General features: G+C 39.1%; 28 protein-coding genes. 12 read left to right on the top strand and 16 right to left on the bottom strand.

The genetic code is table 11. The features are described 5' to 3' along the window. Positions 1-67 precede the first annotated feature (67 nt). Entirely contained in the window at positions 68-1,111 is a 1,044-nt protein-coding gene (locus tag CA265_12760; protein ID ARS40481.1) for a hydroxyacid dehydrogenase, read from the top strand. A gap of 94 nt (positions 1,112-1,205) precedes the next feature. On the opposite strand, the gene CA265_12755 is transcribed toward CA265_12760, so the two are convergent. Then, positions 1,206-2,072 carry a hypothetical protein gene (locus CA265_12755; protein ID ARS40480.1) on the bottom strand — a complete coding sequence of 289 codons (867 nt, stop codon included), beginning with the start codon at positions 2,070-2,072 and terminating at the stop codon, positions 1,206-1,208. A gap of 435 nt (positions 2,073-2,507) precedes the next feature. Between CA265_12755 and CA265_12750 the strand changes: the two genes are divergently transcribed. Beyond that, on the top strand, positions 2,508-3,119 hold the full coding sequence (locus CA265_12750; protein ARS40479.1) for an NUDIX hydrolase: 612 nt from the start codon (positions 2,508-2,510) through the stop codon (positions 3,117-3,119). A 134-nt stretch (positions 3,120-3,253) separates the two neighbouring features. On the opposite strand, the gene CA265_12745 is transcribed toward CA265_12750, so the two are convergent. The 5 genes from CA265_12745 to CA265_12725 form a co-directional block, all read right to left on the bottom strand. After that, positions 3,254-3,859: a hypothetical protein gene (locus CA265_12745; protein ARS40478.1), complete on the bottom strand. Its 606-nt coding sequence runs from the start codon at positions 3,857-3,859 to the stop codon at positions 3,254-3,256. Beyond that, the gene (locus CA265_12740) at positions 3,849-4,352 is read right to left on the bottom strand and encodes an RNA polymerase subunit sigma-70 (protein ARS40477.1); all 504 of its coding nucleotides are present in this window, start codon (positions 4,350-4,352) and stop codon (positions 3,849-3,851) included. The genes CA265_12745 and CA265_12740 overlap by 11 nt, the downstream gene beginning before the upstream one ends. Before the next feature lie 261 nt (positions 4,353-4,613). Next, positions 4,614-5,075, bottom strand: coding sequence for a pantetheine-phosphate adenylyltransferase (locus tag CA265_12735; protein ARS40476.1), 462 nt, complete (start codon positions 5,073-5,075; stop codon positions 4,614-4,616). A gap of 485 nt (positions 5,076-5,560) precedes the next feature. After that, positions 5,561-6,097, bottom strand: a complete 537-nt coding sequence (locus CA265_12730; protein ID ARS40475.1) for a 16S rRNA (guanine(966)-N(2))-methyltransferase RsmD — start codon at positions 6,095-6,097, stop codon at positions 5,561-5,563. Next, complete coding sequence (locus CA265_12725; protein ID ARS40474.1) at positions 6,088-6,894, bottom strand: hypothetical protein; 807 nt, start codon at positions 6,892-6,894, stop codon at positions 6,088-6,090. The genes CA265_12730 and CA265_12725 overlap by 10 nt, the downstream gene beginning before the upstream one ends. Positions 6,895-7,251: 357 nt before the next feature. Here CA265_12725 and CA265_12720 point away from each other — a divergent pair, with 357 nt between their 5' ends. From CA265_12720 to CA265_12710, 3 genes are all read left to right on the top strand, one after another. Beyond that, positions 7,252-8,391 (top strand): hypothetical protein, encoded by a 1,140-nt coding sequence (locus CA265_12720; GenBank protein ARS40473.1) that lies wholly within the window; start codon positions 7,252-7,254, stop codon positions 8,389-8,391. A gap of 253 nt (positions 8,392-8,644) precedes the next feature. After that, positions 8,645-10,078, top strand: a complete 1,434-nt coding sequence (locus CA265_12715; GenBank protein ARS40472.1) for an ATP-dependent endonuclease — start codon at positions 8,645-8,647, stop codon at positions 10,076-10,078. A 90-nt stretch (positions 10,079-10,168) separates the two neighbouring features. Next, complete coding sequence (locus tag CA265_12710) at positions 10,169-10,840, top strand: hypothetical protein (protein ID ARS40471.1); 672 nt, start codon at positions 10,169-10,171, stop codon at positions 10,838-10,840. Positions 10,841-11,146: 306 nt separating this feature from the next. On the opposite strand, the gene CA265_12705 is transcribed toward CA265_12710, so the two are convergent. After that, positions 11,147-11,992, bottom strand: a complete 846-nt coding sequence (locus tag CA265_12705; protein ARS40470.1) for an RNA-binding protein — start codon at positions 11,990-11,992, stop codon at positions 11,147-11,149. A gap of 405 nt (positions 11,993-12,397) precedes the next feature. Here CA265_12705 and CA265_12700 point away from each other — a divergent pair, with 405 nt between their 5' ends. The 4 genes from CA265_12700 (at position 12,398) to CA265_12685 (ending at position 17,791) form a co-directional block, all read left to right on the top strand. Further along, positions 12,398-13,000 (top strand): scramblase, encoded by a 603-nt coding sequence (locus CA265_12700; protein ID ARS40469.1) that lies wholly within the window; start codon positions 12,398-12,400, stop codon positions 12,998-13,000. A gap of 268 nt (positions 13,001-13,268) precedes the next feature. Next, the gene (locus CA265_12695) at positions 13,269-15,005 is read left to right on the top strand and encodes an ABC transporter ATP-binding protein (GenBank protein ARS40468.1); all 1,737 of its coding nucleotides are present in this window, start codon (positions 13,269-13,271) and stop codon (positions 15,003-15,005) included. After that, positions 14,989-16,749, top strand: coding sequence for a multidrug ABC transporter (locus CA265_12690; GenBank protein ARS40467.1), 1,761 nt, complete (start codon positions 14,989-14,991; stop codon positions 16,747-16,749). Before CA265_12695 ends, CA265_12690 begins: the two co-directional genes overlap by 17 nt. Positions 16,750-16,900: 151 nt before the next feature. Then, complete coding sequence (locus CA265_12685) at positions 16,901-17,791, top strand: gluconolactonase (protein ID ARS40466.1); 891 nt, start codon at positions 16,901-16,903, stop codon at positions 17,789-17,791. A 197-nt stretch (positions 17,792-17,988) separates the two neighbouring features. Here the strand turns inward: CA265_12685 and CA265_12680 are convergent, their stop codons facing one another. Continuing rightward, entirely contained in the window at positions 17,989-18,126 is a 138-nt protein-coding gene (locus CA265_12680; protein ID ARS40465.1) for a hypothetical protein, read from the bottom strand. 437 nt (positions 18,127-18,563) lie between these two features. Here CA265_12680 and CA265_12675 point away from each other — a divergent pair, with 437 nt between their 5' ends. The 3 genes from CA265_12675 to CA265_12665 all read left to right on the top strand — a co-directional run bounded on the left by CA265_12675 (position 18,564) and on the right by CA265_12665 (position 20,124). Then, positions 18,564-18,854, top strand: a complete 291-nt coding sequence (locus CA265_12675) for a hypothetical protein (GenBank protein ARS40464.1) — start codon at positions 18,564-18,566, stop codon at positions 18,852-18,854. Between the two features lie 164 nt (positions 18,855-19,018). Next, on the top strand, positions 19,019-19,207 hold the full coding sequence (locus tag CA265_12670; protein ID ARS40463.1) for a cold-shock protein: 189 nt from the start codon (positions 19,019-19,021) through the stop codon (positions 19,205-19,207). 245 nt (positions 19,208-19,452) lie between these two features. Beyond that, positions 19,453-20,124, top strand: coding sequence for a hypothetical protein (locus tag CA265_12665; protein ARS40462.1), 672 nt, complete (start codon positions 19,453-19,455; stop codon positions 20,122-20,124). A 1-nt stretch (position 20,125) separates the two neighbouring features. Here the strand turns inward: CA265_12665 and CA265_12660 are convergent, their stop codons facing one another. The 8 genes from CA265_12660 to CA265_12625 form a co-directional block, all read right to left on the bottom strand. Further along, the gene (locus tag CA265_12660) at positions 20,126-20,467 is read right to left on the bottom strand and encodes a hypothetical protein (protein ARS40461.1); all 342 of its coding nucleotides are present in this window, start codon (positions 20,465-20,467) and stop codon (positions 20,126-20,128) included. A gap of 678 nt (positions 20,468-21,145) precedes the next feature. Then, entirely contained in the window at positions 21,146-22,054 is a 909-nt protein-coding gene (locus tag CA265_12655) for a bifunctional molybdenum cofactor biosynthesis protein MoaC/MoaB (GenBank protein ID ARS40460.1), read from the bottom strand. Between the two features lie 2 nt (positions 22,055-22,056). Next, a complete protein-coding gene (locus tag CA265_12650) occupies positions 22,057-22,500 on the bottom strand; it encodes a molybdopterin converting factor (protein ID ARS40459.1) in 444 nt (147 codons plus the stop codon). A gap of 1 nt (position 22,501) precedes the next feature. Further along, positions 22,502-23,608: a molybdopterin biosynthesis protein gene (locus tag CA265_12645; protein ID ARS40458.1), complete on the bottom strand. Its 1,107-nt coding sequence runs from the start codon at positions 23,606-23,608 to the stop codon at positions 22,502-22,504. Positions 23,609-23,613: 5 nt separating this feature from the next. Next, on the bottom strand, positions 23,614-23,847 hold the full coding sequence (locus tag CA265_12640) for a molybdopterin synthase sulfur carrier subunit (protein ID ARS40457.1): 234 nt from the start codon (positions 23,845-23,847) through the stop codon (positions 23,614-23,616). 4 nt (positions 23,848-23,851) lie between these two features. Further along, complete coding sequence (locus tag CA265_12635) at positions 23,852-24,349, bottom strand: molybdopterin-binding protein (protein ARS40456.1); 498 nt, start codon at positions 24,347-24,349, stop codon at positions 23,852-23,854. Between the two features lies 1 nt (position 24,350). After that, positions 24,351-25,091 (bottom strand): hypothetical protein, encoded by a 741-nt coding sequence (locus CA265_12630; GenBank protein ARS40455.1) that lies wholly within the window; start codon positions 25,089-25,091, stop codon positions 24,351-24,353. Positions 25,092-25,094: 3 nt separating this feature from the next. Next, complete coding sequence (locus CA265_12625) at positions 25,095-26,273, bottom strand: molybdopterin molybdenumtransferase MoeA (GenBank protein ARS42975.1); 1,179 nt, start codon at positions 26,271-26,273, stop codon at positions 25,095-25,097. Between the last annotated feature and the right edge of the window lies 1 nt (position 26,274).

Below are 26,274 nucleotides of genomic sequence, written 5' to 3'. Positions count from 1 at the left end.
TGATTTGCGTAATTGTTCTTAACAAAAGCTGTTTACATTTGTTATGGTAAAATTAATTTAAATTTTTATGATAGCAACAAAAGGATATGCGGCACAAAATGCCGAAACAGATCTTGCACCCTGGAATTTTGAGCGCCGGGAAGTAGGGCCTCATGATGTTCAGTTTGAGATACTTTTCTGTGGGGTTTGCCACTCAGATTTGCACCAGATCAAAAACGATTGGTTTCCGGGAATTTTCCCAATGGTTCCGGGGCACGAAATTGTGGGCAGGGTAGTAAAGGTTGGAGATCATGTGAAGAAATTTAAGGTAGGCGATCTTGCCGGTACAGGTTGTATGGTAGATTCGTGCCAGGTTTGCGAAAACTGCAAGCAAAATTTAGAACAATACTGTTTAGAAGGAAATACGCAGACCTATAATGGTTTAGAAAGAGATGGTAAAACACCAACTTATGGTGGATATTCGGATTCGATTGTAGTAAGAGAAGAATTTGTGCTTCATGTATCAGATAAATTAAACCTTGCAGCTGTAGCCCCACTTTTATGTGCGGGTATTACCACTTATTCTCCATTAAAACACTGGAAAGTAGGAAAAGGCCATAAACTAGCCGTACTTGGTTTAGGTGGTTTAGGTCACATGGCCGTGAAATTCGGTGTAGCTTTTGGCGCTGAAGTTACGGTATTGAGTACTTCACCAAAAAAAGAAGAAGATGCCAAAAAACTGGGCGCACACCATTTTGTAGTTACGACCGATCCGGCACAGGTTAAAGCAGCAAGGGGTACCTTCGATTTTATACTGGATACGGTTTCTGCAGAACATGATTTTAACATGTACCTTTCCTTGTTGAGAACAAATGGTATACACATTTGCGTAGGTGTTCCGCCTAAGCCAGCAGAAATTGCCGCTTTCAGTTTACTTGGTGGTAGAAAAAGCCTGGCGGGATCAGGTATTGGAGGTATTGCCGAAACTCAGGAAATGTTGGATTTTTGTGCAGAGAACAATATCGTATCGGATATCGAAATGATTGATATCAAAGACATCCACCATGCCTACGAGCGTATGGAAAAAGGTGATGTGCGTTACCGTTTCGTGATTGATATGGCCACATTATAGATCTGAATATCTGATCGTATTTAATCAATAGGGGTTTAGGAACTGGAAATAAAGGTTGCTAAATCCCTATTTGTTTATCAAACAAATCAGTTCCCTAGGCAGTGTAATTTTGCTTTACAAATTCTGATAAGGAAATCTTGTGCTCAGATTCTACCTTGAAAATTTGTTTTTTGTTTTCCGTCAGCAGGTTTTGGAGTGTAGCTAACGAATCTTTAAGATAAGAGATAGATAACATGCCAGAGATCCTGCTCCTGATTTTTTCGGCAAGGAACAATTCGACCAAAATCAGCGCGATTAAAAAGATATAATGGGTAAAGATCAGGTTATTGGTATTCTTGCTTAAAGCAGGCAATCCTAAGGAAACAAGACCCAGATCTAAGATTAAAGGAATACCGATAATGGCAATAATGGCGATTGCACTTGCTTTTAGTGTAATGCGTTTTTCTGCTTGTTTGAGCTGTTCGGTAAAAGCAGAAAATTTACTGTTCAGCGGCGTATTTCTATTGTTTTGTTGCTGTTCCAGCTTCTGAAGGTCTTTTCCATGCGCTATATCTATTTTTCTAACCTGCTCTACAACAGATGATTCCGCATGGTTAAGCTTTTCCTGATCTTCAACGATGGATTCTTGCTCAGCTATAATTTTATCCATTACCATCAAATCGTCGGGTATACCGTGACGTAGCTTTTGCTCTGCGGCAACAATGCGGTTGTCTAGTTGTTTAAACTGCCTTTTAAGTTCCGTAATTTCCTTATTGTATTGGTCTTTTTTAGAAGCGTAACTATTTTCTAAACTTTGCAGTTCGGCGGCATACTCAAAATTTGCCAATAGTTGTTCATTGCCGGCAAAACGCTGATAAAGCCCGGTTAATGTGATAAAGAGTTCACCTGTTGATTTTTCTGGGTTAGAAAGATCATTTCGGTATGCTTCCAGATCTGTTTCGGATAGTGAAGGTATGGGCATGGCAGATTAAAAGGTTAAAATTATGAAAAATATTATCGTTGAGGGAATTATTCACCATTGTTTTCCCGTTGAATGTTCCAATACAGATTACTAACTATTTTTTTTACATTCTAGTGTATCTGGCCTCAAGTGATATAGGATGATTATGGATTAAAAAATATTTTTTTTTCACTCTTTAATAAATTATTATATATTTGTAGCAAGCAAGGGGTGAGAGCCTTGCATCAATCTTTGATTGAGAGCGTTAATTTAGATAAGGTTACAACATTAATTGTTGTAACCTTTTTTTATACCCTATAAATAACCCAACAATTTTTCTACTTTTAGAGCATTGCAAAATATATAGGTTTCGCAGAAAGAACTCTTTAAATGTAATCGGGAAAGGAATATGCTGCTGTAAAGCGCAGTTTATGCTGTTAATGTGTTTTAAAATATATGCCAAGAAATTATAGAATTTATATCAACGATAACACTTTGTTTATCTCAGATTTTTTGCCAGAGCAAAAGGAGAAAATTCAACAACTTGAATTCCAGGATTTTGATCTGCAAATGTTCTACAAAAAACTAAAAAATGGTTCGAAGAAGAGCTATATTTTCTTGACAAAAAATCCTCAGGAGACCTTTAAAAAACTAAAGAAAGATTGTACTATTATTAAAGCTGCAGGTGGTTTGGTGGAGAGTGCAAATGGAAATTATCTCTTTATTTTTCGAAATAAAAAGTGGGATTTACCCAAAGGAAAGCTTGAAGAAGGTGAAAAAATGAAAGAAACGGCAGTTCGTGAGGTAGAAGAGGAGTGCGGCATTAAGGTGTTTAAACGCGAAGAAAAACTTTGTAAAACCTATCACGTTTACCCGATTGGTACTAAAATGGTAATCAAGAAAACGAACTGGTACAAAATGAAGGTTAAAGGCGAGCCAAAATTGGTCCCTCAGAAAGAAGAAGGGATTGATGAAGCTGTTTGGCTGGACAAAAACCACATTTCACCGGTGGTTAAAAATACTTTTCCATCAATTATGGATGTTTTAAGAGCCGGAGGAATACTATAAGTGTTCTATCCCAGAGATCGTCCTGCTGAACTTATTTTACAAGTAGAGGTAGTATTTTTAATCGTCTTGTAGCTACTACGTGGTCAGCACCTTTGGTAGCTATGGTGTCAAATATTTTTATCTGACTGCACCGATTATTCATAATCCAGTTCATCCACTACCTTCTTTACTTGTTTTAAATGTTTGCCATAATAATACCATGCCCATAACTCGGTAATTACGCCTATAATCAGAATGGTGAAAAAGCAGTTTAATAAGATGTAAACAGGCGATAGTTTGCCTAAAATCCTGGCGAAAATGGAAGCCTTTTCTACAAACAGGTAAACTGCAAGAAAGGCAATTCCGATAAAGGCAACAATATAGGTCAGGGCTTTATAAAGTTCGATATTCAATTTCATTTCGTAATAAAACCAAAGGATATTTTTACGTGTATCCAGGCTCATATCGTATGAATTTTTATAGAAGAGGTAGAATTTTATAAAGTAATAGGCTGTAAAACCACAAGTGATGGCGTAAAACATTAAAAATACCTGATCCATAGCTGATGAAAAATCAAAAAAGTAAGGAACAAAGGCCATGATAACCAAAAAGAAGATCTGGTAAAAAAACTCGTGTTTCATTTTTCCCCTGATCCTGTCGATTGGGGTATGTGCTTGTTTTATTTTAAGCATATCGGTCGAAATGTTACTTCCTTCCGGACTTTCAGCATTCCATTCGTTTTTTATATCGTCAAAATTCATAACCGTTTTTCTTTATGATGGATTGTAATTTTTCTTTAGTTCGGTTCAGTTTTACCCGTGCATTTACCTCGCTGATGCCCAGGTTTTCGGCAATTTCGCGATGGGATTGATTTTCGAGAAAGAGAAATATCAAGGCTTTTTCTATCACATTCAGCTCTTGAACGGCGGTATACAGGTAAGCCAGTTTTTCTTCTTTTCCCTCGCTCTCATTTACATCAATTATATCAATATTTTCGTCTAAAGGTGTCTTATCTACTTTTCTGTTCTCCTTTTTAAAGTATATTAAAGCTGTATTTAAACAGACACGGTACATCCAGGTGGTAAATTTGGAATTACCCTTAAAAGTGGGATAAGCTTTCCAAAGCTGTAATACAATTTCCTGAAACAGATCACGCTGCTCTTCAAAACCGTTCATATACATTTTCGAAATCTTATGTATAATCGCTTTGTGTTGATTAATCAGGGTAAGAAATATGTTTTCTGTTTCTTTCATTTAATATATAACCCATTGGTAAGCGATTTTAAAAAACGTTACAGGTTAAATTAAATAAAATTTAAGCACTAGCTGTTAATATTAGGAAGATAAAGAGGATGAAGTCGGATGAGACACTATACTTTGTCTCTCGTAATCGGTATTCGGTATAGAAATAATTATGTCTTAGCGAGACGCCAAGATCAGTTGAGTACAGGTTTGACACCCCGTCCTGCGGACACCCCTCTGGAAGAGGGGAATAATGTAACGGTGCCAAATTTCTTACAAAAAACTAAGGGCTTCTTTTGGCACGAATGGACTTACATCGCCATGGTTTCTTAAAATATCGCGTACAATGGTAGAACTGATGGCTGAGTATTCGGGCTTGCTTAAGAGTAAAATGGTTTCTACCTCAGGCATCATCGTCTGGTTAATCTGCGCGATGGCTCTTTCATATTCAAAATCAGCAGCTGAACGGATGCCCCTAACCATATAGGTGGCATCTATTTTTCGGCAGAAATCTACGGTTAGGCCATCGTATGTTTGGATTTCGATATTCGGATAGCCTTTAAAAACAGTTTGTAAAATCTGAAGGCGCTGCTCTGCGCTTAAGAAATTCTGTTTAGCGCTGTTGAGTCCGATACCTACTACAATTTTATCGAAAAGGGGAGTGGCACGTTGTAAAATATTTACGTGAGCAATAGTGATCGGATCAAATGAGCCTGGAAATAGCGCTATCTTCATGATTCAAATATAGATTTTTATGGCGGAATTTTTTACCACTAAGACACGAAGGATACAAATAAGGTTGTTTTTTTGCCACGGAAACACGGATATACACGGAATACGTATGGTTTAATGTTTTATCATTATGAAATTAAGGGTATTAGGAAGTTCAATGCATATTTAATTCAGGGTCTTTATACTAAAAGATGCTGACCACATAGTAGCTACAAGACAATTGAAAATAATAAATTCAGCAAGACGATTCTGGTCTTCTGTATTTTTTGCCACGGAAACACGGATATACACGGAATACGTATGGTTTAATGTTTTATCATTAAGAAATTAAGGGCATTAAGAAGTTCAATGGTATAGGATTGAAGCAGGCCCTTGACAATAAGCCTGATTGCAATGAAAAGCAGGACTGAAGGCTGCCACAACTTATTGCCTATACGCTTTCAAAAAAGAAAATAATATTATACTGGCTAAAGAAATTTTATCGACTACTAACTAAACTCAAAAAAACTGAAAGACGAATTACCATACTTTCTGGTTTCGGTGTAGCCGGGCTGGCTGTTCAGCTTCATATTGCTCTGGTGTTCTACAACGAGTAAACCATCGGGTTTAAGTAATTGTTGTTCTTTAACCATCACCGGAATTTGTGGAATGTTGGGCATATTGTAGGGCGGATCGGCAAATATCAGGTCGTAAGCGCCGGTCATTTGTTTTAATAATTTGAAAACATCGCCTTTACGCACATCAACCTGATCAAACTGATGCTGTTTTGCGGTATTTTTAACCCAGTTTACACAGCCATAATCCATATCAATGGCTAAAATACTTTCTGCCCCGCGTGAGGCAAACTCAAAAGTTAAATTTCCGGTACCGCAGAATAAATCCAGAACGGTACAGCTTTCGAAATCATATTTGTTGTTGAGGATATTGAAGAGTGCTTCTTTGGCCATATCCGTAGTTGGGCGTACCGGTAAATTTGCAGGGGGCTGCAAACGGATGCCTTTTAATTTGCCACCAATTATTCGCATAAATCTAAAGCAAGGAGACCGCTGAAATAGTGTTTAGGCATATCAGCCAATAATTCGCTATTTTGTTTTCCAGCAGGAAGAAAGAAATAAAGTTGGTTAAAGTATTTTAATAAGCAGTTATAATGCTCATCATCTTCGTTTATAATGCCTTGTAAATACACGGGAACGGCATCGGTTAGGTCCAGTTGTTCAATCATCAGCAACAGGAAATAATTAAATTCCTCGGCATTTTCTGATTGATAATGGTTTTGAAAAACGATCTTTTTATCTTTGATATAGAGTACATTAAAAGATACTGCTGTAAAATCGATTAGTAAAGATTCATCTGCCAAATGATTAAATAAAACCATTAATGGTTCAGATTGTGGAAATAAATCTGTTTTTTCGGGCAGATTTGCTTTTAAATCTTCATCTAAACAAAAAACAGTATTAAAGCCCAGTTTCTCATTATGTTTAGTATAAACCTTAGCATCAGAACCTAAATATTTAGCATAAACGGTCAGGTTTTCACCATCAAACCATTCGTCAGGGATGAAAATAAAATTCGAGGTATGGATTGCCGCTTTTACAGTTGCATAGTTTAAGGAGAGGTAACGATCAGTTTCAAAGGCTGATTTCAGTTCTTTTTGTACATCTTCACAACCTTGTTTATCAAAAATGATATTAATCTCTTCTGTATCCTTGCTGACCACAGCATAAGAAAGGCTGTCATTCGTTATTTTTAATAATAAATGGCAGTTAGCAGATGCACCAGCTTTAAAATTCGGGTCGACTAATAAGAGACTATTGTTACTCATTGAAACAAAAATAGACTTTTTTGAGGATTAACAGTAAGATGAGCTTAAATTTTTGGTTTTGGGCCGAAGTGTTTTAATTTTTTGCCACGGAAACACGGAGTTCACGGAAATAATTCTTAGCCATCTTACTTACTAATTGCTCAATGAACAAATGAACTTTATTTTTACCACCTGAGACACCTCAGTTCACTTGAGGAATGACGTTCGGCCAAAAATATACAATTCACTTTGTGTGCTTTGCGCCTTTGTGGTTAATCTTGTCTTTGCGCGCTTTGCGGTTAAAACCTCGAAATATTTTTACCAAAATCAAACCTTTCGGATATTCAAAAATCGAAATATTCGGCTTAAATTCGGAACATGAGTTATAAGCCTACCTATAAAGCGGCAAACACGATTGCAGCAACTATTGAGCAACATTTTGTCAAACTGCATCAAAATGCAATTGCACAGGGTGAGATAGATTTGGCTACTCAACCGGATCGAAAAATAATTGAAGCGATAATCGATGTTGCTTTTTGGAGCAGTTTGCGTAAGGAGGAAGGGCATTCGCCACGGATTTCGATTGCTTTTTTACCACCAGAACAAACCTCGAAGCCATTACGTTTCGCGAAAAAGCTAGCCTTAAATGCCAATACCCTCACCAAAATAGCACCTGGAATTGAGCGCTCCGGAATTCACCTGGGTGTTTGGGAAGAGAATGGCGAACTTTATATCTGGGGTACAACCCTCAATATTCCGAACTTTTGTTTTGTTGTGGATGTTTCTGAACCTGGCCTGATCGTGATTAAACACCGAAGGATTTACGGCATCGGTAAGTTTACCAATGTTGCGGTGCTAAAAGGCGAGCAGATCCGTATCGTAGACGACAGGAGCTGTACAAATAAAGATTGTCCGCCTATTTTGCAGGCCTTATTAGATCTGACTGTTCTAGCCAGCTGGAACGACCCGATTAATATCCTGATCCAATTTTCAGTGTCTATGCGTGCGCATGGTCGTGGTGGGGCCTTGCTTATTGTGCCGAAAGGTGATACGAAATGGGAAGAATCCATTATCCACCCCATACAGTATTTGGTAGAACCTCCATTCTGTGGCCTGTCTAATTTGGCGAAACAAAGTGGTAACCAAAGTGAGATATTTTCACAGGGCGCTGTGCGTAGAGAGGTTGACCACTTAGCAGGTTTAACAGCGGTTGATGGTGCAACAATCATCAATGAAGAGTTTGATCTGATTGCTTTTGGCGCAAAAATCGGTCGTGCTAAAGGCAAGCCAACTGTAGAACAGATTGCCTTTTCGGAACCTATTGTTGGTGGTGAAGATAAAATCCTGTATCCAGGACAATTGGGTGGTACGCGGCATTTTTCTGTGGCCCAGTTTGTTAATGATCAGCCACAATCTATCGGTTTGGTAGCCTCTCAGGATGGCCATTTTACTATTTTCAGCTTTAGTAAAAAACAAAATATGGTAATGGCACATCGCATCGAAACCTTACTTTTGTAATTAGCAGCGCGCAGGAAGCAAAGCGCATAACCCTTGTATTGATTTGAAAAGGTACTGTAATGCCAGTTGGTTACCGCAGTCCGTCTTTTCGCTAAATTCCCGATCAAAATCTTTGCAAAAAACAAGCAGGCGATTAGATCGGGAGATATCGCTTCAATACGGTTTAGTTAACTTAAGCCGATGCTAAAAACTCAGGTTTTATTTTTGCCCTGAAAACAGTTAACCGATTAACCATTTAAACAATTAACCATTAATGATCCCGGATAAAAGCCAGCTTATTGCTTCTGCATACGAACATACGCCTACCAGGGAGCAATTGCTTTTTTGCGAACGGATGTCGGTGTTTTTACAACAGGACGATGAGTACCGCTGTTTTGTGCTTAAAGGTTACGCGGGTACGGGTAAAACGACCTCTGTAGCGGCTTTAGTGAAGGTACTGAAGCAATTTAATTTGCGTAGTGAACTGCTTGCACCAACCGGAAGGGCAGCGAAAGTAATGAGCCAGTATTCATACCGAAAAGCCTTAACCATACATAAACGGATTTACCGCAAACGCTCAGCAGCATCGCCCGAAATGCAGTTTCAGCTAGCGCCGAACCTCTCCGAAAATACGTTGTTTATTATCGATGAGGCCTCGATGATAGCCGACGAGTTTAACGAAACGGGCTCTTCGATACTGAGAGATCTGCTCGAGTTTGTGTACAATACCAAAAACTGCTTTTTGCTTTTTGTGGGCGATACGGCGCAGTTGCCTCCGGTAGGGAGTTTAGACAGTCCGGCATTGAACGAGCAGTACCTTAAAGATAAATTTGCGCTAACCGTTTCGTCTGTTGAGCTAAAGGAAGTTGTAAGACAAGGGAAGAAATCGGGTATTCTGGCCAATGCCACCATGCTGCGGAACCAGATTGCCAAAAATCCTGAAAATCCATTGCCTAAATTCCTGACTAAAAGTTATACTGATATTTACAATATGCCAGGGGCACGTTTAGTAGAGGGCTTAGAATATGCTTACCGCAAATTCGGTATGGAAAATACTTTGGTGGTTTGCCGTTCCAATAAATCGGCCAATGTATACAACCAGCAAATTAGGGCAAGGCTGCTTTACCGCGAAGAAGAGTTAACGGGAGGCGATCAGATTATGGTGGTGCGGAACAATTATTTCTGGCTGCCAGATAATGAAGATACCGCTTTTATTGCCAATGGCGATATGGCAAAGGTGATCCGCGTGAGGGGGGAGGAAGAACGTTATGGTTTTCGTTTTGCCGATGCTACTTTGGAGTTTATGGATTTTCCGGCTGCAGGGCAGATCAGCTGCAAAGTAATGCTGGATACCTTAAATTTAGAAAGTGCAAACCTGCCTTACGAACAAAATAAGAAGCTTTTTGATGGGCTTAACGAAGATTATGAACATATTGCCAATAAACGACAGCGGATGTTGGCCATTAAAGCCGATCCCTTTTATAATGCGCTGCAAATCAAGTTTGCTTATGCAGTAACCTGTCATAAAGCACAGGGTGGCCAATGGGATGCTGTTTTTGCTGATCAGGGTTATCTTACCGAAGAAATGATCGATCTCGATTTTCTCCGCTGGTTGTATACCGCTGTAACACGAGCAAAAAAAGAGTTATATTTAGTCAATTTTGCGCCTCAGCTTTTCGCAAAAACGGCGCTGGAGGATTACTTTTAAAACGGGATTACACAGATTTAGAGATTACACCGATTGAACTCTCTTTTGTGTTTATATGTCTTTGTGGTCAAACATACTAACCAATTATATATGAAATTTGCCTTTAGTCTCAAAAACAAGCTTAAAATTGCTTTCTTGCTTTTTTGCATCATGTGCTGCACCTTATTGATCCGTTTTTTGGAGGATAAAAGTGTAGAGAAGATTAACGAATCTTTTATTTCGATGTACAATGACAGGCTGGTACCGGCAACAGATTTATATTTTATTGCTGAAAATCTGTATTATAAAAATGAGATCCTTCAGGAAACATTGTTAGGTAATGGTGCGGTTCATCCTTCAACTGGTATGGTGAAAATGAATAAACACAACCGTAAAATAGATTCGGTAATTAATAAATACGAACTCACTTTATTGGTAAAGCAGGAAAAAAGTTTTTTAAATGATCTTAAAAAGGCATTAACTGTTCAACAGGGATTGGAGGCTAAAATTTTGAACATGGCTGGCACAGAGGGAAGGGCAATTTATGAATCGATGGGTAGAAATGCCGCAAACCAGACTTTAGCCAAACTTTCGGCACTCATCAAAATACAATCTAAAGTAGGGAACGAACTGATTAAAGGATCAGAAATTTTTGTTTCGGGAACCAAAGTTTACTCTACCTTGCAGGTGATTTTGGCTATTGTAATCGGGATTATGATCGTGGCCATCGTTTCAGCATCAAATGCGGTTAAGGTGCAGAACGAAAAGTTTAATCTGAATTAGGTTTTTGCCACGGAGGCACGGAAATCACGGAAATTGGCCCTTCATCTCGATCGTAGCGGAGATCCTTCGACTACGCTATCAATGGCATACGCTAATAAAAAGCGTCGCCATCTCGACTGGAACGCAGTAGAATGGAGAGATCTATCTGGAGAGATTTCTGCATTTCGTTCCACTTCAGTCAAAATGACGATTTATATATTGGCCACGGAGGCACAGAAATCTCAGAAAACTGTTCCGTGTTAAATCTGTGTCTTAGTGGCTAATTATAGATACTATCTGTGTTTATCCTTTTGATCTGTGGTTAACTTACTCAGCATCCTCGTCTGTAATCAGTCTGATCGAATCGTCAGAAAGCATAATCAAGCGCTCTTTATACAAGGAACCAATAGTTTTTTTGAAGGCACTTTTGCTGATCTGGAAACGGTGATAAATATCTTCAGGAGAGCTTTTATCGCCCAGCTCAATTACACCACCACTCTTTTTCAGTTCTCTTAACATCATTTCTTTCGAATCGAGAATATGGCCATAACCACTTTGCTGCAGGGTTAAATCAATTTTACCTTCCACGCGGATTTTCTTGATCCATCCTTTACGCATTTCGCCCGGTTGGATATTATCGAAAACCTCATTATTGTAAAGCAAACCGATATAGGTATTGTTGATAATGGCGTTGAAACCAAGATCAGTTTCTTCGGTAATCAATAAACTTACTTCGTCGCCCTCTTCAAAATCGAAGCCATCTTCTTCAACAAAATCGTACAGTTTAGAAGAGGCCAAAAGGCGGTCGTTACTTTCGTCCAGATACAGGTAAACCACATATTTATAGCCTTTTTGCATTGGCCTTTTTTGTTCGCGATCAGGCACATACACATCTTTATCGATGCCCAGATCCATAAATACGCCATCATCGCCATCAGAAACCACTTTCAAAAAAGCGAAATCGCCCACTTCGGCATAAGCTTTCTGGGTTGTACCGGTTAAGCGGCCATCTTTCTGTACAAAAACAAAAACATTAATATTGTCGCCTATTTCTACGCCGCTTGGAACGTATTGGTAAGGCAGGATCACCAGTTTATCGCCGTCGGTTAAGTTTAATCCAGCTTCTGTTTTGCTTAAAATTCTTAACTCGTTGTATTTTCCTATTTCAATCATGTATTTTGGGTTTAACCATTTTCTTCAATGGCTTTTGCTGCAAAGGTAGCAATGTTTAGTGGCAAATTGGGTTTAAATCTGGTAGAAAGAAACTGTAACATTTAGTTGGGCTGTCCGCTAAATTAGCTTTCTCTATCTATTGTATTACTGATTAGTTTATTCATGAAAATTATTAAATGACATTTTTAACTCTTTTTTAGGTTTGGAAATGAACGTGAGTGTTCCATAGGTTACGGTAGTCCCGCTATTCGTTCCAGCCGGTGAAATACCGGCATCCACTGCTATCGGGTTTATCATTAAAGGTTTGTACTAATTGCCAAAAGAACCCATGATTCTAAATCAAATTACAGCTGGTTGTTGAAAAATATATATTTTAGCAGCTTATCTAATATTTAAATCTACAGTATGAACAAGCAGATTCCTCCATTTTTTTTAAGCGACGAGTATTTTATTGATGAGAAAGTAAACTTTTTGAAGTTTGCAAACGAGTATAAGGTTTACAACGATCAGGGCGCTCAGATCGGGATTATTAAACAGCGTATTTCTGGCTGGCAAAAGGCTTTAACTTTGCTGGTTGATAAGCGTATGATGCCTTTTAAACTGGAAATTACCGATACCAACGACCAGCTTCAGGCCACCATTACAAGAGGCTGGACCTTCTGGATGTCGAAAATTATTGTGACCGATCCGCTTGGTGTTGAAGTGGGCATTATTAAACAAAAATTCAAATTCTTTAAGCCAACTTTTACCATTTCAAGCCCAACATCGGGAGAGGAGATTGCAAAAATATCTGGCGATTGGAAAGCCTGGAACTTTAGCATTACCAATAATGCAGGTGCCGAAATGGGCAAAATCAACAAAAAATGGGCTGGTGCTTTGAAAGAGGTTTTTACCACAGCCGATAAATATAATGTTTCTATCGATCCCAGTTATGCCGAAAGCAATCAAAAAGTGGCGATTGTAGCTACCGCAATTACGATTGATATGGTTTTGAAAGAAAGCAAGTAGGATAATTAACTGTTTAAACGGTTAAATATTAAGTAGGAGCCTGTATCATAAAAGTAATTTCTCCTTAAGTTATGTCATGTTGAGCTTGTCGAAACACCTTAGGAGGTATTTAAATAAGTCCTTCGACAAGCTCAGGATGACAAATCTATAATTATGATACAGACTCTTTTAATTTTATAGCTTTCTTCTTCTTCTATAATTTTCTTACAAACGATATCAATTAATTCGGCTAAATTTGGAACCTACAATTTAAGGTATCTTCATTGATATGGAAAAAACCAAAGAAGCCAAAAAGCCCAGTATTTTCAGTTTACTTGGTAATTACAGGGGCTTAATTTTTATGCTGATCCTGTTTGCTTTGCTCAGTAACGGTATCAACCTACTCTTACCGAAGATTATTGCCAGCGGTATCGATTCTTATACCAACAAAACTTTTAACCTTCAATCTATCCTGCTTCAGTTTTCGCTGGCCATTGTTCTGGTTTTTATCTTTACTTATTTACAAAGTATCGTACAAACCTATGCTTCTGAGCGTGTGGCAAGAGATTTAAGAACCAGGTTATCTAATCAGATTTCGCGACAAAGCCATGCCTATATTATTCAGGCTAACCCCTCAAAACTGCTGACTAACCTTACCGCCGATGTTGATTCGATCAAAATGTTTGTTTCGCAGGCTATTGTTTCTATCTGTTCATCTATATTTTTAATTGTTGGGGCAAGTATTCTGCTCCTGATGATCAATTGGAAACTGGCACTTTGTGTAATTGCGATTGTACCGATTATTGGCGGTGCATTTTTTTATGTGCTCAGCAAGGTAAAAGTGCTTTTCAAAAAGAGCAGGGAAGTAATCGATTGGCTGAACAAGGTCATCAGCGAAAGTATTTTGGGTTCTGCTTTAATCCGCGTAATTAATTCGCAAGCCTTAGAATACCATAAATTTTTGGATGCAAATGCCAAAGCGAGAGATTTAGGGATATCCATCCTCCGCATGTTTGCAGCCTTGATTCCGGTGATTGTTTTTACAGCCAATTTATCTGGTTTATGCATTTTAGTGCTGGGTGGTCACTTTGTAATTACCAATTCGATGAGCCTGGGCGAGTTTACTGCTTTTAGCAGTTACCTTACCCTCATTATATTTCCCATTTTGGTGATTGGTTTTATGAGCAATGTGATTGCACAGGCTACAGCGTCATACCAAAGGATAGAAACGGTGTTAAATGCTGCGGAGATTAAACATCCAGGCATCCTGACTACACAATTGAAGGGAGATGTAGAAGCGAAAAATATTACTTTGAGTTTTGGACAGAAGCCAATTTTAAAGTCGGTATCATTTTCTGCCAAAGCAGGTTCTAAAACGGCAATTATTGGCCCTACGGCTGCAGGCAAATCACAACTGCTTTATATTTTAACAGGTCTGATTGAAGCAGATTCTGGTGCGGCCTTGTTTGATCACGAAGAAATTAAGAAGTATAACCAGGAGAATTTCCACCAACAGGTAGGCTTTGTATTTCAGGACAGTATCATGTTCAACATGAGCATTAGGGAAAATATTGCCTTTAGCGATACCGTTACAGACGAATCGCTGGCCAAAGCCATTGCCACTGCAGAACTTAAAGATTTTATAGATGCTTTGCCCGATCAATTGAATACCATTGTTTCGGAGCGCGGAAACAGCCTTTCAGGTGGGCAAAAACAAAGAATTATGCTGGCCAGGGCTTTAGCGGTGAATCCCAAGATTTTATTACTAGACGATTTTACAGCCCGTGTGGATACCAATACAGAGAAAAGGATTCTGGAAAATATCCAGCAAAATTATCCAGGTTTAACTTTACTTTCTATTACCCAAAAAATAGCTTCTGTTGAACATTATGATAAAGTGATCTTGCTGATGGAAGGCGAAATCATTGCAGAAGGAACCCATCAGGAGTTGCTGAAAAGCAGTCCTGAATATGTTCAGATTTACAATTCACAACAGAGCACCAGTAATTATGAACTACAATCTTAACCAGCTTAGCAACAAGCAGGAAAAGCAATCTACCTATAAGGCTTTAAAAAGCCTGCTAAAACTGATATCCGCTGAACGTAAAAACCTTTGGCTGGCACTAATTGCCATTTTGGTAAACTCAGGTCTATTGCTCTTGGGGCCATTGTTAGTGGGCCACACGGTTGATGCCTATATTCGCACCAAACAATTTCACGGTGTGCTTATTTTTGGTGGTATCCTGTTGGTGATCTACATGATTGCCATGGTTACCGGTTACACCCAAACCAGGTTGATGGGGGGAGTGGGCCAGCGAATGTTATACACTTTACGGAATGCCATTTTTAATAAACTGCAGGAGTTACCCGTTTCATTTTTTAACCAGAATAAAGCAGGAGACCTGATTTCGAGGGTGAATAACGATACCGATAAGCTTAACCAGTTTTTTTCGCAATCGTTAATGCAGTTCATTGGCAGTATAGTCACGATGATTGGAGCAGGTATTTTTCTGCTTTCGATTAATCTAGAACTGGGGGCTGCAACACTTTCGCCCGCAGTGGTGATTGTTCTTTTTACGATGGCGTTATCGCCCTGGGTAAAAGGAAAAAATGCTAAAAACTTAAAAAGCGTTGGCGGAATGAGCGCCGAAATACAGGAAAGCCTGAACAACTTTAAAGTGATTATTGCCTTTAACCGCAGGGATTATTTTAGAAAACGTTTTGATGAAGCCAATACTGAAAACTATAAAACGGCAATAGGTGCTGGTTTAGCTAACAATATTTTTGTGCCTGTTTATGGATTGCTATCGAGCATAGCACAACTGATTACCTTGTTATTCGGTATTTATCTCATTTCTACCGGCAACTTTACTTTGGGTTTATTGGTGAGTTATATTGCTTATACCACCAATTTTTATAATCCATTAAGACAATTGGCGGCCCTTTGGACCAGCTTTCAGGTGGCGATGGCCAGTTGGGACAGGATATCGCAGATTTTATCGTTAGAAAGTGACCTGAAGCAGATTGAAACAAAAGAAACCATCACATCTGATGCTTTACTGGAATTTAAAAATGTGCATTTTTCTTATGATGACAGTAAAGAAATCCTCCATAACATTAACCTGAAATTTGAAAAGGGAAAAACTTACGCCTTAATTGGGCCAACCGGAGGGGGGAAAACCACCACTGCTTCCTTAATCTCCCGCTTGTACGATGCCACAAAAGGAACGGTTTTATTAAATGGTAAAGATATCCGTTCATTTTCTGCTGAAGAAAGAACACAAAAAATCGGTTTCATTTTGCAGGAGCCATTTTTATTTACCGGAACGGTAAAAGAAAATATTTTGTACGGCAACAGCCAATATAAAGAGGTAAGTGATGCACAGCTGGAGAAAATAATTGAAGAAGCCAATCTGAATGCACTTTTAGCCATATTTGAAGAGGGCTTAAATACGCAGATTACTTCAGGATCGGATAGCATCAGTCTGGGGCAGAAACAGCTGATCGCTTTTATGCGAGCGGTGTTAAGGAATCCTGAGCTGTTGATCCTTGATGAGGCCACAGCCAATATCGATACCATAACCGAACAACTTTTGGGAAGCATTTTAAATAAGCTATCAAAAGAAACTACGCTGGTGATTATTGCACACCGTTTAAATACGATCGAAAATGCCGACGAAATTTATTTTGTAAATGAAGGTGAAGTGCAAAAGGCCGGAACGCTGAACGATGCACTAAATATGTTACTAAAAGGGAAACGGGTAAGTTAATACTTTTACAACCATTGGTTAGTCGGGATTTATAATCTCGACTGTGTGAATTGTGGATTTGCAATCCACAAATGCATTAAAAATCCTTAACTCGATGATCGGGATTACAAATCCCGACCAGCAAACACCGATTATATATTAAAAAATACAAATGAAAAAATACTTCTTCTTTTTGGCATTTTCTGCCTTTGGCGTTAGTGCTTTTGCACAAAATGCAGGCGATAACCTTTTTGTTCAGGATAGTTTAAAGGTGATTTCTGCACAGTTTAAGTTTACAGAAGGTGCTTCGGTTGATAAACAAGGGAATGTTTTTTTTACTGACCAGCCTAATGATAAGATCTGGAAATATGGTATTGATGGAAAACTGAGCCTGTATATGGATAAATCGGGTAGGGCAAACGGAACTTATTTCGATAAAAAGGGCAACCTCATTGTTTGTGCTGACGAGCATAACCAGATCTGGTCTATTGATAAAAATAAAAAAATAAAAGTGCTCTTCAGCGACTATGAGGGCAAAAAGGTGAACGGACCGAACGATATCTGGTTGGATGCCAAGGGAGGCATTTATTTTACAGATCCTTATTACCAACGCGACTACTGGACAAGAAAATCGCCCGAAATTGAAGGTCAAAAAGTGTATTACCTTCCAAAAGGGAAAAAAGAAGCCATCGTGGTTGCCGATGATGTGGTTAAACCTAACGGTATTGTGGGTACGCCAGATGGTAAATTTTTATATGTGGCCGATATGGGGGCGAATAAAACCTACCGTTATCATATTGGTACCGATGCTAAATTAACAGACAGGCAACTAATCCTTAATCAGCATTCTGACGGGATGACTTTAGACAGTAAGGGAAATATTTATGTGACCGGAAAAGGAGTGAATATTTACAAGCCTACAGGCGAAAAAATTGGCCATATTGATATACCCGAAGAGTGGTGTGGTAACATTTGTTTTGGTGGAAAAGACAAAAACATGCTTTTTATCACGGCTTCAAAATCACTGTATGTTATTCCCGTGAATGCAAAGGGAGTGGAGTAATAGTTCGTTATGGCCGTTTAAAGGCATGTGAAGCACAAAAAACAAGGATGAATTAAGCTGAAAAATTTTTCTGTTCAGTTTATTCAACCCCTAAAAATATTAAACACATTAATTAGTTTTGGATTCCTACTTATAGGGATAGACGACTATGAAAAAGCCCTCTCAGGATTGAAGGGCTTTTTTAATTTAATCCATCCTTAAGGTTTTAGGTTCTGCATGTAGCCGGTTGGCGTTACGCCGAACTCTTTCTTAAAGGCTTTTGTAAAGTATGATTGTGTTTGAATACCGATCCTGTACATAACCTCTGTCATCAAAACATCTTCACTTTTCATCATCACATCGCTGATAATATAGAAGTTGTTTCGGCTAAGTAACAGGTGGCGTCATTCCCAGCTCGACTGGGAATCTTAAGCGTTAGCGGGTTTGTCCTTTTGTATGTGGTATTAAGATTCCCGCCTGCGCGGGAATGACGTAACGGGGATATATCGTCATTCCCAACTTGATTGGGAATCTTAATGCTTTAGCGCGTTTGTCTTTTTGTATGTGGTATTAAGATTCCCGCCTGCGCGGGAATGACGAAGAGAATATATCGTCATTCCCAACTTGATTGAAAATCTAAATGCTTTAGCCCATCTTAGCACTTTAATTAAAGATTCTTTACTGCCTTCGACATCATCATTAGTTTACTTTCTAATTGTATAGGTACTGTTACAATTAATCTTATTTGGAATAATTTTTTAAATTAGCATATATTAAAAAACCTGATAAGCTTATGGAAAATCTAAAAGAAGAAACCAAAATCAAAGCTTTCCTCACCAGGATAAAAGCAGAGTGGCCAGGAGTGGTAGAACGCTTTGAGTTTAAAACAGGCAGTGTAATTTACGTTCATTTAAAAGAGGGTATATCGAGTATGGATTTTCTCGGTAAACTGTCCAGACAGGTAGAGCGTTTTGTCGATTTTAGTATGCCCATTATCTTGTATCATATTGAGAGTGATGGCATGAATTTAAGGTCGCATCCTATTAATTGGTATTCTTCCATTACGCAGGGAAAATCTTTTTAACCCCTCATCAACATCGTGCTTAATATTTCAGACTGTAAAATGGCCGCCGTAATCTTTACAGTTGTAAATCTTTTTGTGCATAATTAGCAATTTTATTTGCCAGTAATTTTGGTTTTTCGGTTTTAATCCTATTTTTGGTTTTTAATTTAAAAACATCCAGTATAATGAAAAACGGAACAGTAAAATTTTTTAACTCAGAAAAAGGCTTTGGCTTTATTAAAGAAGAAAGCGGATCTGAGATTTTTGTGCATGCATCAGGCCTGATTGACGAAATCAGAGAAAATGATACAGTTGAATACGAAGTTCAAGAAGGCAAAAAAGGCCTTAATGCAGTGAAAGTAAGAGTTGTTTAATTCTTTCCCAAAAAGATTTTGAGCAGGATTTAGTCCTGCTTTTTTTTTGCCCGCATGTTTTAAATACCATCGAAAACGAGTATACCATTTAATGAACAAAAAGGTTGAAAAAATTTCCTTCTCATTTCTAGTTGATTACCATTCTGACTCGCTTTACCCGCGATCAACATCATTGTTTTCTGGATTGGATTTTTATTTTTGCTAATGTCGATACAATCGGCCGGAACCAAACAAATTAAATATTTTTGCAACTTTCTATTTTTTCAATTCAGAAACCTGTTATCAACAATAAACCGCTTGATCGGGGTACTTTTATGGCTGCAGCACAGTTTGTAGCAGCACTTAATTTTGCTGGCGAGTTTGAACTCTTAAGTTTATCAGCTATGAATACACAAGCTGGCGCTGCCAAAAAAGGCGGACTGGTGTTTGTACGCAATGGCAAGTTGAAAATGCATCCCGAAATCTACGATCATTTAGCACTGATATCGATATCTTCTATCTGTGCAGGGAGTGTTTATTTCCATGGCCGTGATAAAATTGCGGCAGAAATTGTAAATCTACCCTATAGTGACGGCCTTTTGAATCTCGAGGGTGCAGAAGAGGATTACATGGCTTTTAAACGTTTATGCAGTCCTGTTTCGCGGTTCTTTTTATTGCAGGCTAAAAAAGTGCAATGGTCTGCAATCCTGTCTACCTTTCGGTTTTTTATGATGGAAGGCATTTGGGATGTGGTTAATTTTGTTGCTCATGCATTGCATCAGGCCGATGCCGATGTACTGGCCTGTGCGCAACTTTTAGAAAGCATGCAAAAGCAAGAATGGTATCCGGATTTCTGCCAGTCGCTTCAGGATTTCTATGCCTCCCGTTATCCTTTAAGTAAAGTTGGTTTAGAATCAGAGCTGCCGGAAATGGCCTGAATTATTTCAGATAATTTTCCAATAAAACACTTATATCCTCTCCAATAGCTCTATTGCCCATATTATTGAGCTTTTGTTGAGAAGAATTGTGTTTTTCTATATAGGTAGCCTCTGTTTTATTGAATTTAAGATAACCTTGCTCAAAATAACGTTCTTCAATTTCGGTAGAAGAATCCATCGACCTGAACCATAATTTAACCAACGATCCTGTAATTTTATCAAAGTAAAGCCAGTGGTAGGTTGCCTCTGCATCTGCATTGTCGGGCAGACCAAGACGCTGAATTTCTAGTATAGCGGTATCAGAATTTTGGAAAAAGTATAAAATCTTATATTTAGACGACATGCCGCAAAAATAGGACTTAATTTTTTATCACAAAAAACATTTTTGCTGTTTAGATTTAATCTTGTTGATGATTGTGAATTCGTCTTTTCCGCGTAGGCGGAAATCTTAATGCAAAATAAAGCTATTGCTGAGGCATTACGATTCCAAACAAGTTACTACTGACAGATTCTAAAAATCAGTCGTCATTTCGACCGCAGTGGAGAAATCTTTAAACAATGTTTATGGAGTAGTGTGCTGGTCAGGATCACAGATCCTGACCTTCGTCCTGCGGATTTGTAATCCGCCTTTTTGATCTATGTGTTTAAGAATTAGAAATCCTTGGTTCTTAAGACGGGATTACAAATCCCGACTAACGATAAGGTCGAATAAAGTGTATGCATTAAAAAAGAGAGGTCATCCTGAGTTTGTCGAAGGATAATAATTTTTAGGTTTTGGAAATGAATGTTAGTACGCCATGGGGCAAGGTAGTCCCGCTATTCGTTCCAGCCGATGAAGAATCGGCATCCACTGCTATCGGGTTTATAATGAAAGGTTTGCGCTGGTCAGGATCTGTGGTTTTGGCCAGCGCCCTGCGGCTTTGTAATCCGCATTTTGATCTATGTGTTTAAGGATTATAAATCCTTGGTTTTTAAGACGGGATTACAAATCCCGACTAACGAAATGACGATTTAACTCAATCTAATGTTTTTCGCCCTTAATCACCTTAAACAAGTGTAAAACCTGCGGGAACAGGGCATCCATACTTTCTTCTACACCACTTTTCGATCCTGGGAAAGTAAGTACCAGCGTTTCTCCAATAAAACCGGCTACACCGCGCGAAAGCATGGCATAAGGCATGCGCTCCTGTCCGTAACGGCGGGCAGTTTCCATAATCCCTTCAATGTTCCGGTCAATTAAAGGCGCTATCGCTTCCGGGGTTACATCTCGTGGCGAAAGTCCGGTTCCGCCGGTAAAAATGATCAGCTGGTAACCACCTTTACTTAATTCGCTGGCTTTATCACGGATGAGGTTGATTTCGTCGGGTAGAATTTCATATTTTGTTGCGTTAATTTCCCATTGTGCCAATCTCGAAATAATCGCTTTACCAGAGCTATCCTGTGCTTTATTCTGGAAAATAGAATCTGAACATACCACAACAGCAGCTTTAATTTCGGGGAATCTGGCATTTTTAAGGTCAGATTTTCCGCCCGATTTTTTTAATAACCTAATATTTTCTATTTCAACTCCTTTGTCAATTGGTTTTAACATATCATACATCGTTAAGGCGGTAACGGAGGCACCGTGCATGGCTTCAACTTCTACACCTGTTTTGTAAATGGTATGTACTTCAACGGTAATGATAATGGTTAAACCCACAATTTCGTAGGTAATAGCGGTATATTCTATGGGGAGCGGGTGGCAATCTGGAATCACCTCGCTGGTTTTTTTTACCCCAAATAATCCGGCAGCCCGTGCAAATTCAAATACATCGCCTTTGGGAATTTTGCGCTGTTCAACGGCATCGATGGTTTCCTGCTTAGATACCTTTACGGTTGCGGTTGCAATGGCAATCCTTAGGGTATTGGATTTTTTTGTGATGTTTACCATATTTAACTATTTTCTTTCCACTGATGGGTTTCGTCTTCGAATATTTCTTTTCCCCAGATGGGTAATTCTGCTTTTAGCCGGTCTACTACTTCGCTGCAAGCGGCTATTGCGGGTTTACGATGGGCTGATGAGGTAAAAACAAAGAGACAGATCTCACCGGTTTTAACCCTGCCCAGGCTATGATAAATGTGCATGCAGTTTAATGGATATTTTTCGAAAACCTCTTCCCTGATCTGATGCATTTTTTCGAGCGCAAGGTCTTCATATGCGGTATAATCTATCGCTGCAACAAATTTACCCTCAATTTCATCTTTTCTCACCTGACCCATAAAAATGCTATGGCCACCAATAGCGGTTTTGCTGCTGTGTTTGGCAATGCTATCGGCAATAAAAGCGGGTGCTATCGGGCCATTTACAAATATGTTCTTTATCTTTTTTTCGCTCATGTTAGGGTCTGAGAAAATGATCTCTACATTTTACAATACCACCTTTTAAACTGTAAATCTTTTTGGCATCGCCATATTTTTCCTGCATGGCTTCTGCTGCGGCTACACTTCTGATTCCATGCTGGCAGATTAAAACCACATGTTTTTGATAAAACTCTTTACTCATAAAGGCTCCGAATTCCGACATTGGTACCTGTGTAAAAATTTGTTTATCCAGTATTGGTACTTCGTGCCTTTCGCGTACATCGATTAAAATCGTCGATTCTAATTGTTGTAGTTTAACCAGCTCGCCGGCATCAATTTCTATATATCCCTGTGGTCCTTCGCTCGTATCCTGATAATCCATATTTAAAAATTCATCAACAGTTTTGGGTAGGGTATAACCGCCTCCGTGACTAATATTGATGGTATATTGTTCTTGTGTAAGTAAATTATAACTTAATATTTTATTGGTTAAGGCCTGGCCGATTTTGGCAATCAGTTTAATGGTTTCTGCAGCTGCCATGGTGCCCAATATGCCCGGTAATACACCAATAATACCATTTTCGGCACAATTGGCTACTTCTCCTTTATCGGGTGGAATGGGAAAGAGATCGCGGTAATTGGTGCTGGGTGTTAGATGATCGGGAGCATTAAATATGGCTAACTGACCTTCAAAACCCGAAACTGCGGCAAATATAAGGGGCTTGTTCAGCAGTGCGCAGGCATCGTTAATCAGGTACCTGGATTCGAAATTATCTGTACCATCCAATATGTAATCATATCTGGATACAATATCGAGGATATTATTTTTCTGCAAGCGTATGGGGTGACGAATGATTCCGATCTGGGTATTCATCTCCTGCAGGCGCTTCGCGGCAACCTCTACTTTCAGCTTTCCGATATCGGCTGTTGTAAAAAGAATCTGTCGGTGTAAATTGGATAGTGAGATGGTATCATCATCAACAATACCAATATGGCCAATGCCGGCTGCAGCCAGGTATTGCAACGCAGGACAGCCCAAGCCACCGGCACCAATTACCAGTACTTTAGCCCTTAAAAGCTTTTGCTGTGCTTCCTCCCCAAATCCCTTAAGGATAATCTGCCTGTTGTATCGCTCTGCACTCATATCGTTTATCCTCCGGAAAAAGGAGGCATTATTGCTATTGTGGCGTTGTTGGTAATTTCGGTGTTTTCCTGAACGATATTTTTGTTCAGGGCAAGTTTATATTTCATGCTTTTTAAAGCAGGAAACTCATTCTCGATATATTGTTTAAAGGCATCGGTATCGGCAATACCAGCAATATCAATTTTTTGATTATTGATAAACTCGGCGATCTTGCCAAAACTGATCATTTCAATTTTCATGCTGCTAATTTACCTGTAAGATGCTGATTTTACTCAATCCTTTTACAAATCTTCTTCCTGTTGCGAAATCGCTGGGCGTAATAATGGCGATATTTCCCTTTTCCGCTTTTACCGGTAAGGCATCATAACCGGTTAAAACCAACACTTGATTTCCCGTAGGCGAATTAAAGATTTCGTTCCAGGAGTACACAACTTTATAGTTATCGGTTGCGGTAAAAACCAGATAATATTCACTTAATGTTTTGGGCGAGGCCGCATCTATTTCTACCTTGGCCAAAATATCTTTCAAAAGCACACCTTTAATGTTTTTGATACTGCTTTTGCGCTGCATCAGGTGGTTATAAATCGTCATACTATCCAAACTAACGGATTTATAGGCGCTTAAATTGTTCAAAGTAATTGTTAATGGTGTTTTAACTTTTCCTTCAATTACAAATTGCTTGCTTTCTTGAGCATGCGCAGCAAAACTTAAAAACAATAGGGCGATGATGAGATATTTCATGTTATGCATGTGTAAATAGTAATTTATAAGCGGCCAGCGCCAATACGCAGGCCAGTACATTTTTTAAAACAGTTTGCGGAAATTTTAAGGCACCAAAATAAGCACCACAAATGCCTCCAGCGAAAGCTACCCCAACATAAGCGAGCATGTGGCTGTTAAATTCGAAACCTTTAATCAACTGTCCGCCTAAACCGGCAACCGAATTAACAAAAATAAAGGCCGCGCTAATGGCTGCAGTTTGTTTTTGATCCGTCCACTTTAAAAGTAACAGGATAGGAGAAAGGATAATCCCGCCTCCGATGCCAATCATGCCCGAAAGTAAACCGATAATCCCCCCAATAAGCAATGATAACGGAATGTTTGATGGTTTGAAATCTTTCGGATCGGTATTTTTAAAGAAGAAAAAACGGATCACCGGAATGAGTAAAAGTACACCCAAAATCTTTTTATAAATGGAACTTTCAATGGCCATCATACCACCAACAAAAGAGAGCGGGATGGAAGCGAGCGCAAAAGGCCAAAAAGTTTTCCATTTAAAATGGCCACCGCGGTAAAACTGGATAAAAGAGGTGGAAGAAACAAACAGGTTAAGCAATAGTGCCGTAGGTTTCATTACGGCAGGCGAAATGGCGAAAATAGCCATCAGTGCGAGGTAACCGCTTGCGCCTCCATGCCCAACTGAAGCATATAAAAAGGCTACAATAAAAAGTAAACAGTAAAAGAGGATAAAACTTTCTTGCATCGTTTAGTCTGGTAAAATCAATACGGTGAGGATGTCGCTTTCTTTAAAATGTTCTTGTGTTTCGTTCAGGCAGATCAGGCAATTGGCCTGTGCAAAAGAGCTTAACCGGTATGACTCCTGGGCGCTGAGTGGGGTAACCAGCCCATTTTCATACTTACCTTTCAGAAAATGTGTTAACCCGGCAGGTTTGGAATAGGTGTGCGTAAGCTCTGCCTGAACCTCCATTACGCTATTGCTTTTATGCGATAAGGATTTGATGGATGGCAATACATAATTATAATAGCAACTGAGTACAGATGAAGGATTACCTGGAAGTCCGAATATTAGTTTTTGATCTTTGGTGCCAAAATATAACGGTTTGCCAGGTTTCTGTTTCACCTTATGGAAAATCTGTTTGATGCCGCAATGTGAAGCTGCTTCGATTACGAAATCGTAATCGCCTACACTTACACCTCCGGTGAGCAGCACCACATCACTGCTTGCTGTTGCAGTTTGTAATACTTTTTTGAGGATTTCCAGATCATCATCGGCTTCGTAAATGGTAATCTGTTCTATGCCTTCCTGTTTTAAAGCTGCAGAAAGCGAATAGGAATTCGATTCATACACCTGTCCAAATTCGAGTGTTTTCCCCGGTTGTTGTAATTCTTTTCCCGTTACAATAATCGAAATTTTGGGCATGGGATAAACGCTAACTTCGTTAATACCAATCCCTGCCAGAAAGCCAATAGCAGCAGGACTAAGCAGATTTCCTTTTTCCATTGCCAATGCTCCGGCCATAATTTCTGAACCTTTATCCCGTACATTTAAGCCAGGTTTTAAATTGGGATCTTGTAAGGTAATTTTTCCATCCTTACGTGTAATTTTTTCCTGCATCACCACGGTGTCGGCACCTTCAGGTAAGGGGGCACCTGTAAATATTCTGCTGGTTTGTCCCTCTTGTATAGTGATACGGATTGCCGTTCCTGCGGCCATTTCGCCTATTAAGGCGAGCTCTTGTTCTTGATCTTCAAACTTAATGGCATAACCATCCATAGATGATTGACTAAATGCAGGAATATCGTATTTAGCATAAACATCGGCTGCAAGAATGTGTCCCGATGCCTTGGCCAAATCAATTGAAATGGGATTGAATGCTATGATGTGTTGAGAAATGAGGTCTTTTGCTTCTTTAACGCTAATCATG

The sequence above is a fragment of the Sphingobacteriaceae bacterium GW460-11-11-14-LB5 genome (genome assembly GCA_002151545.1).
Classification (GTDB): domain Bacteria; phylum Bacteroidota; class Bacteroidia; order Sphingobacteriales; family Sphingobacteriaceae; genus Pedobacter.
The sequence above is the reverse complement of the archived record's forward strand: the minus strand, read 5'-3'. Positions and strand labels throughout refer to the sequence as shown.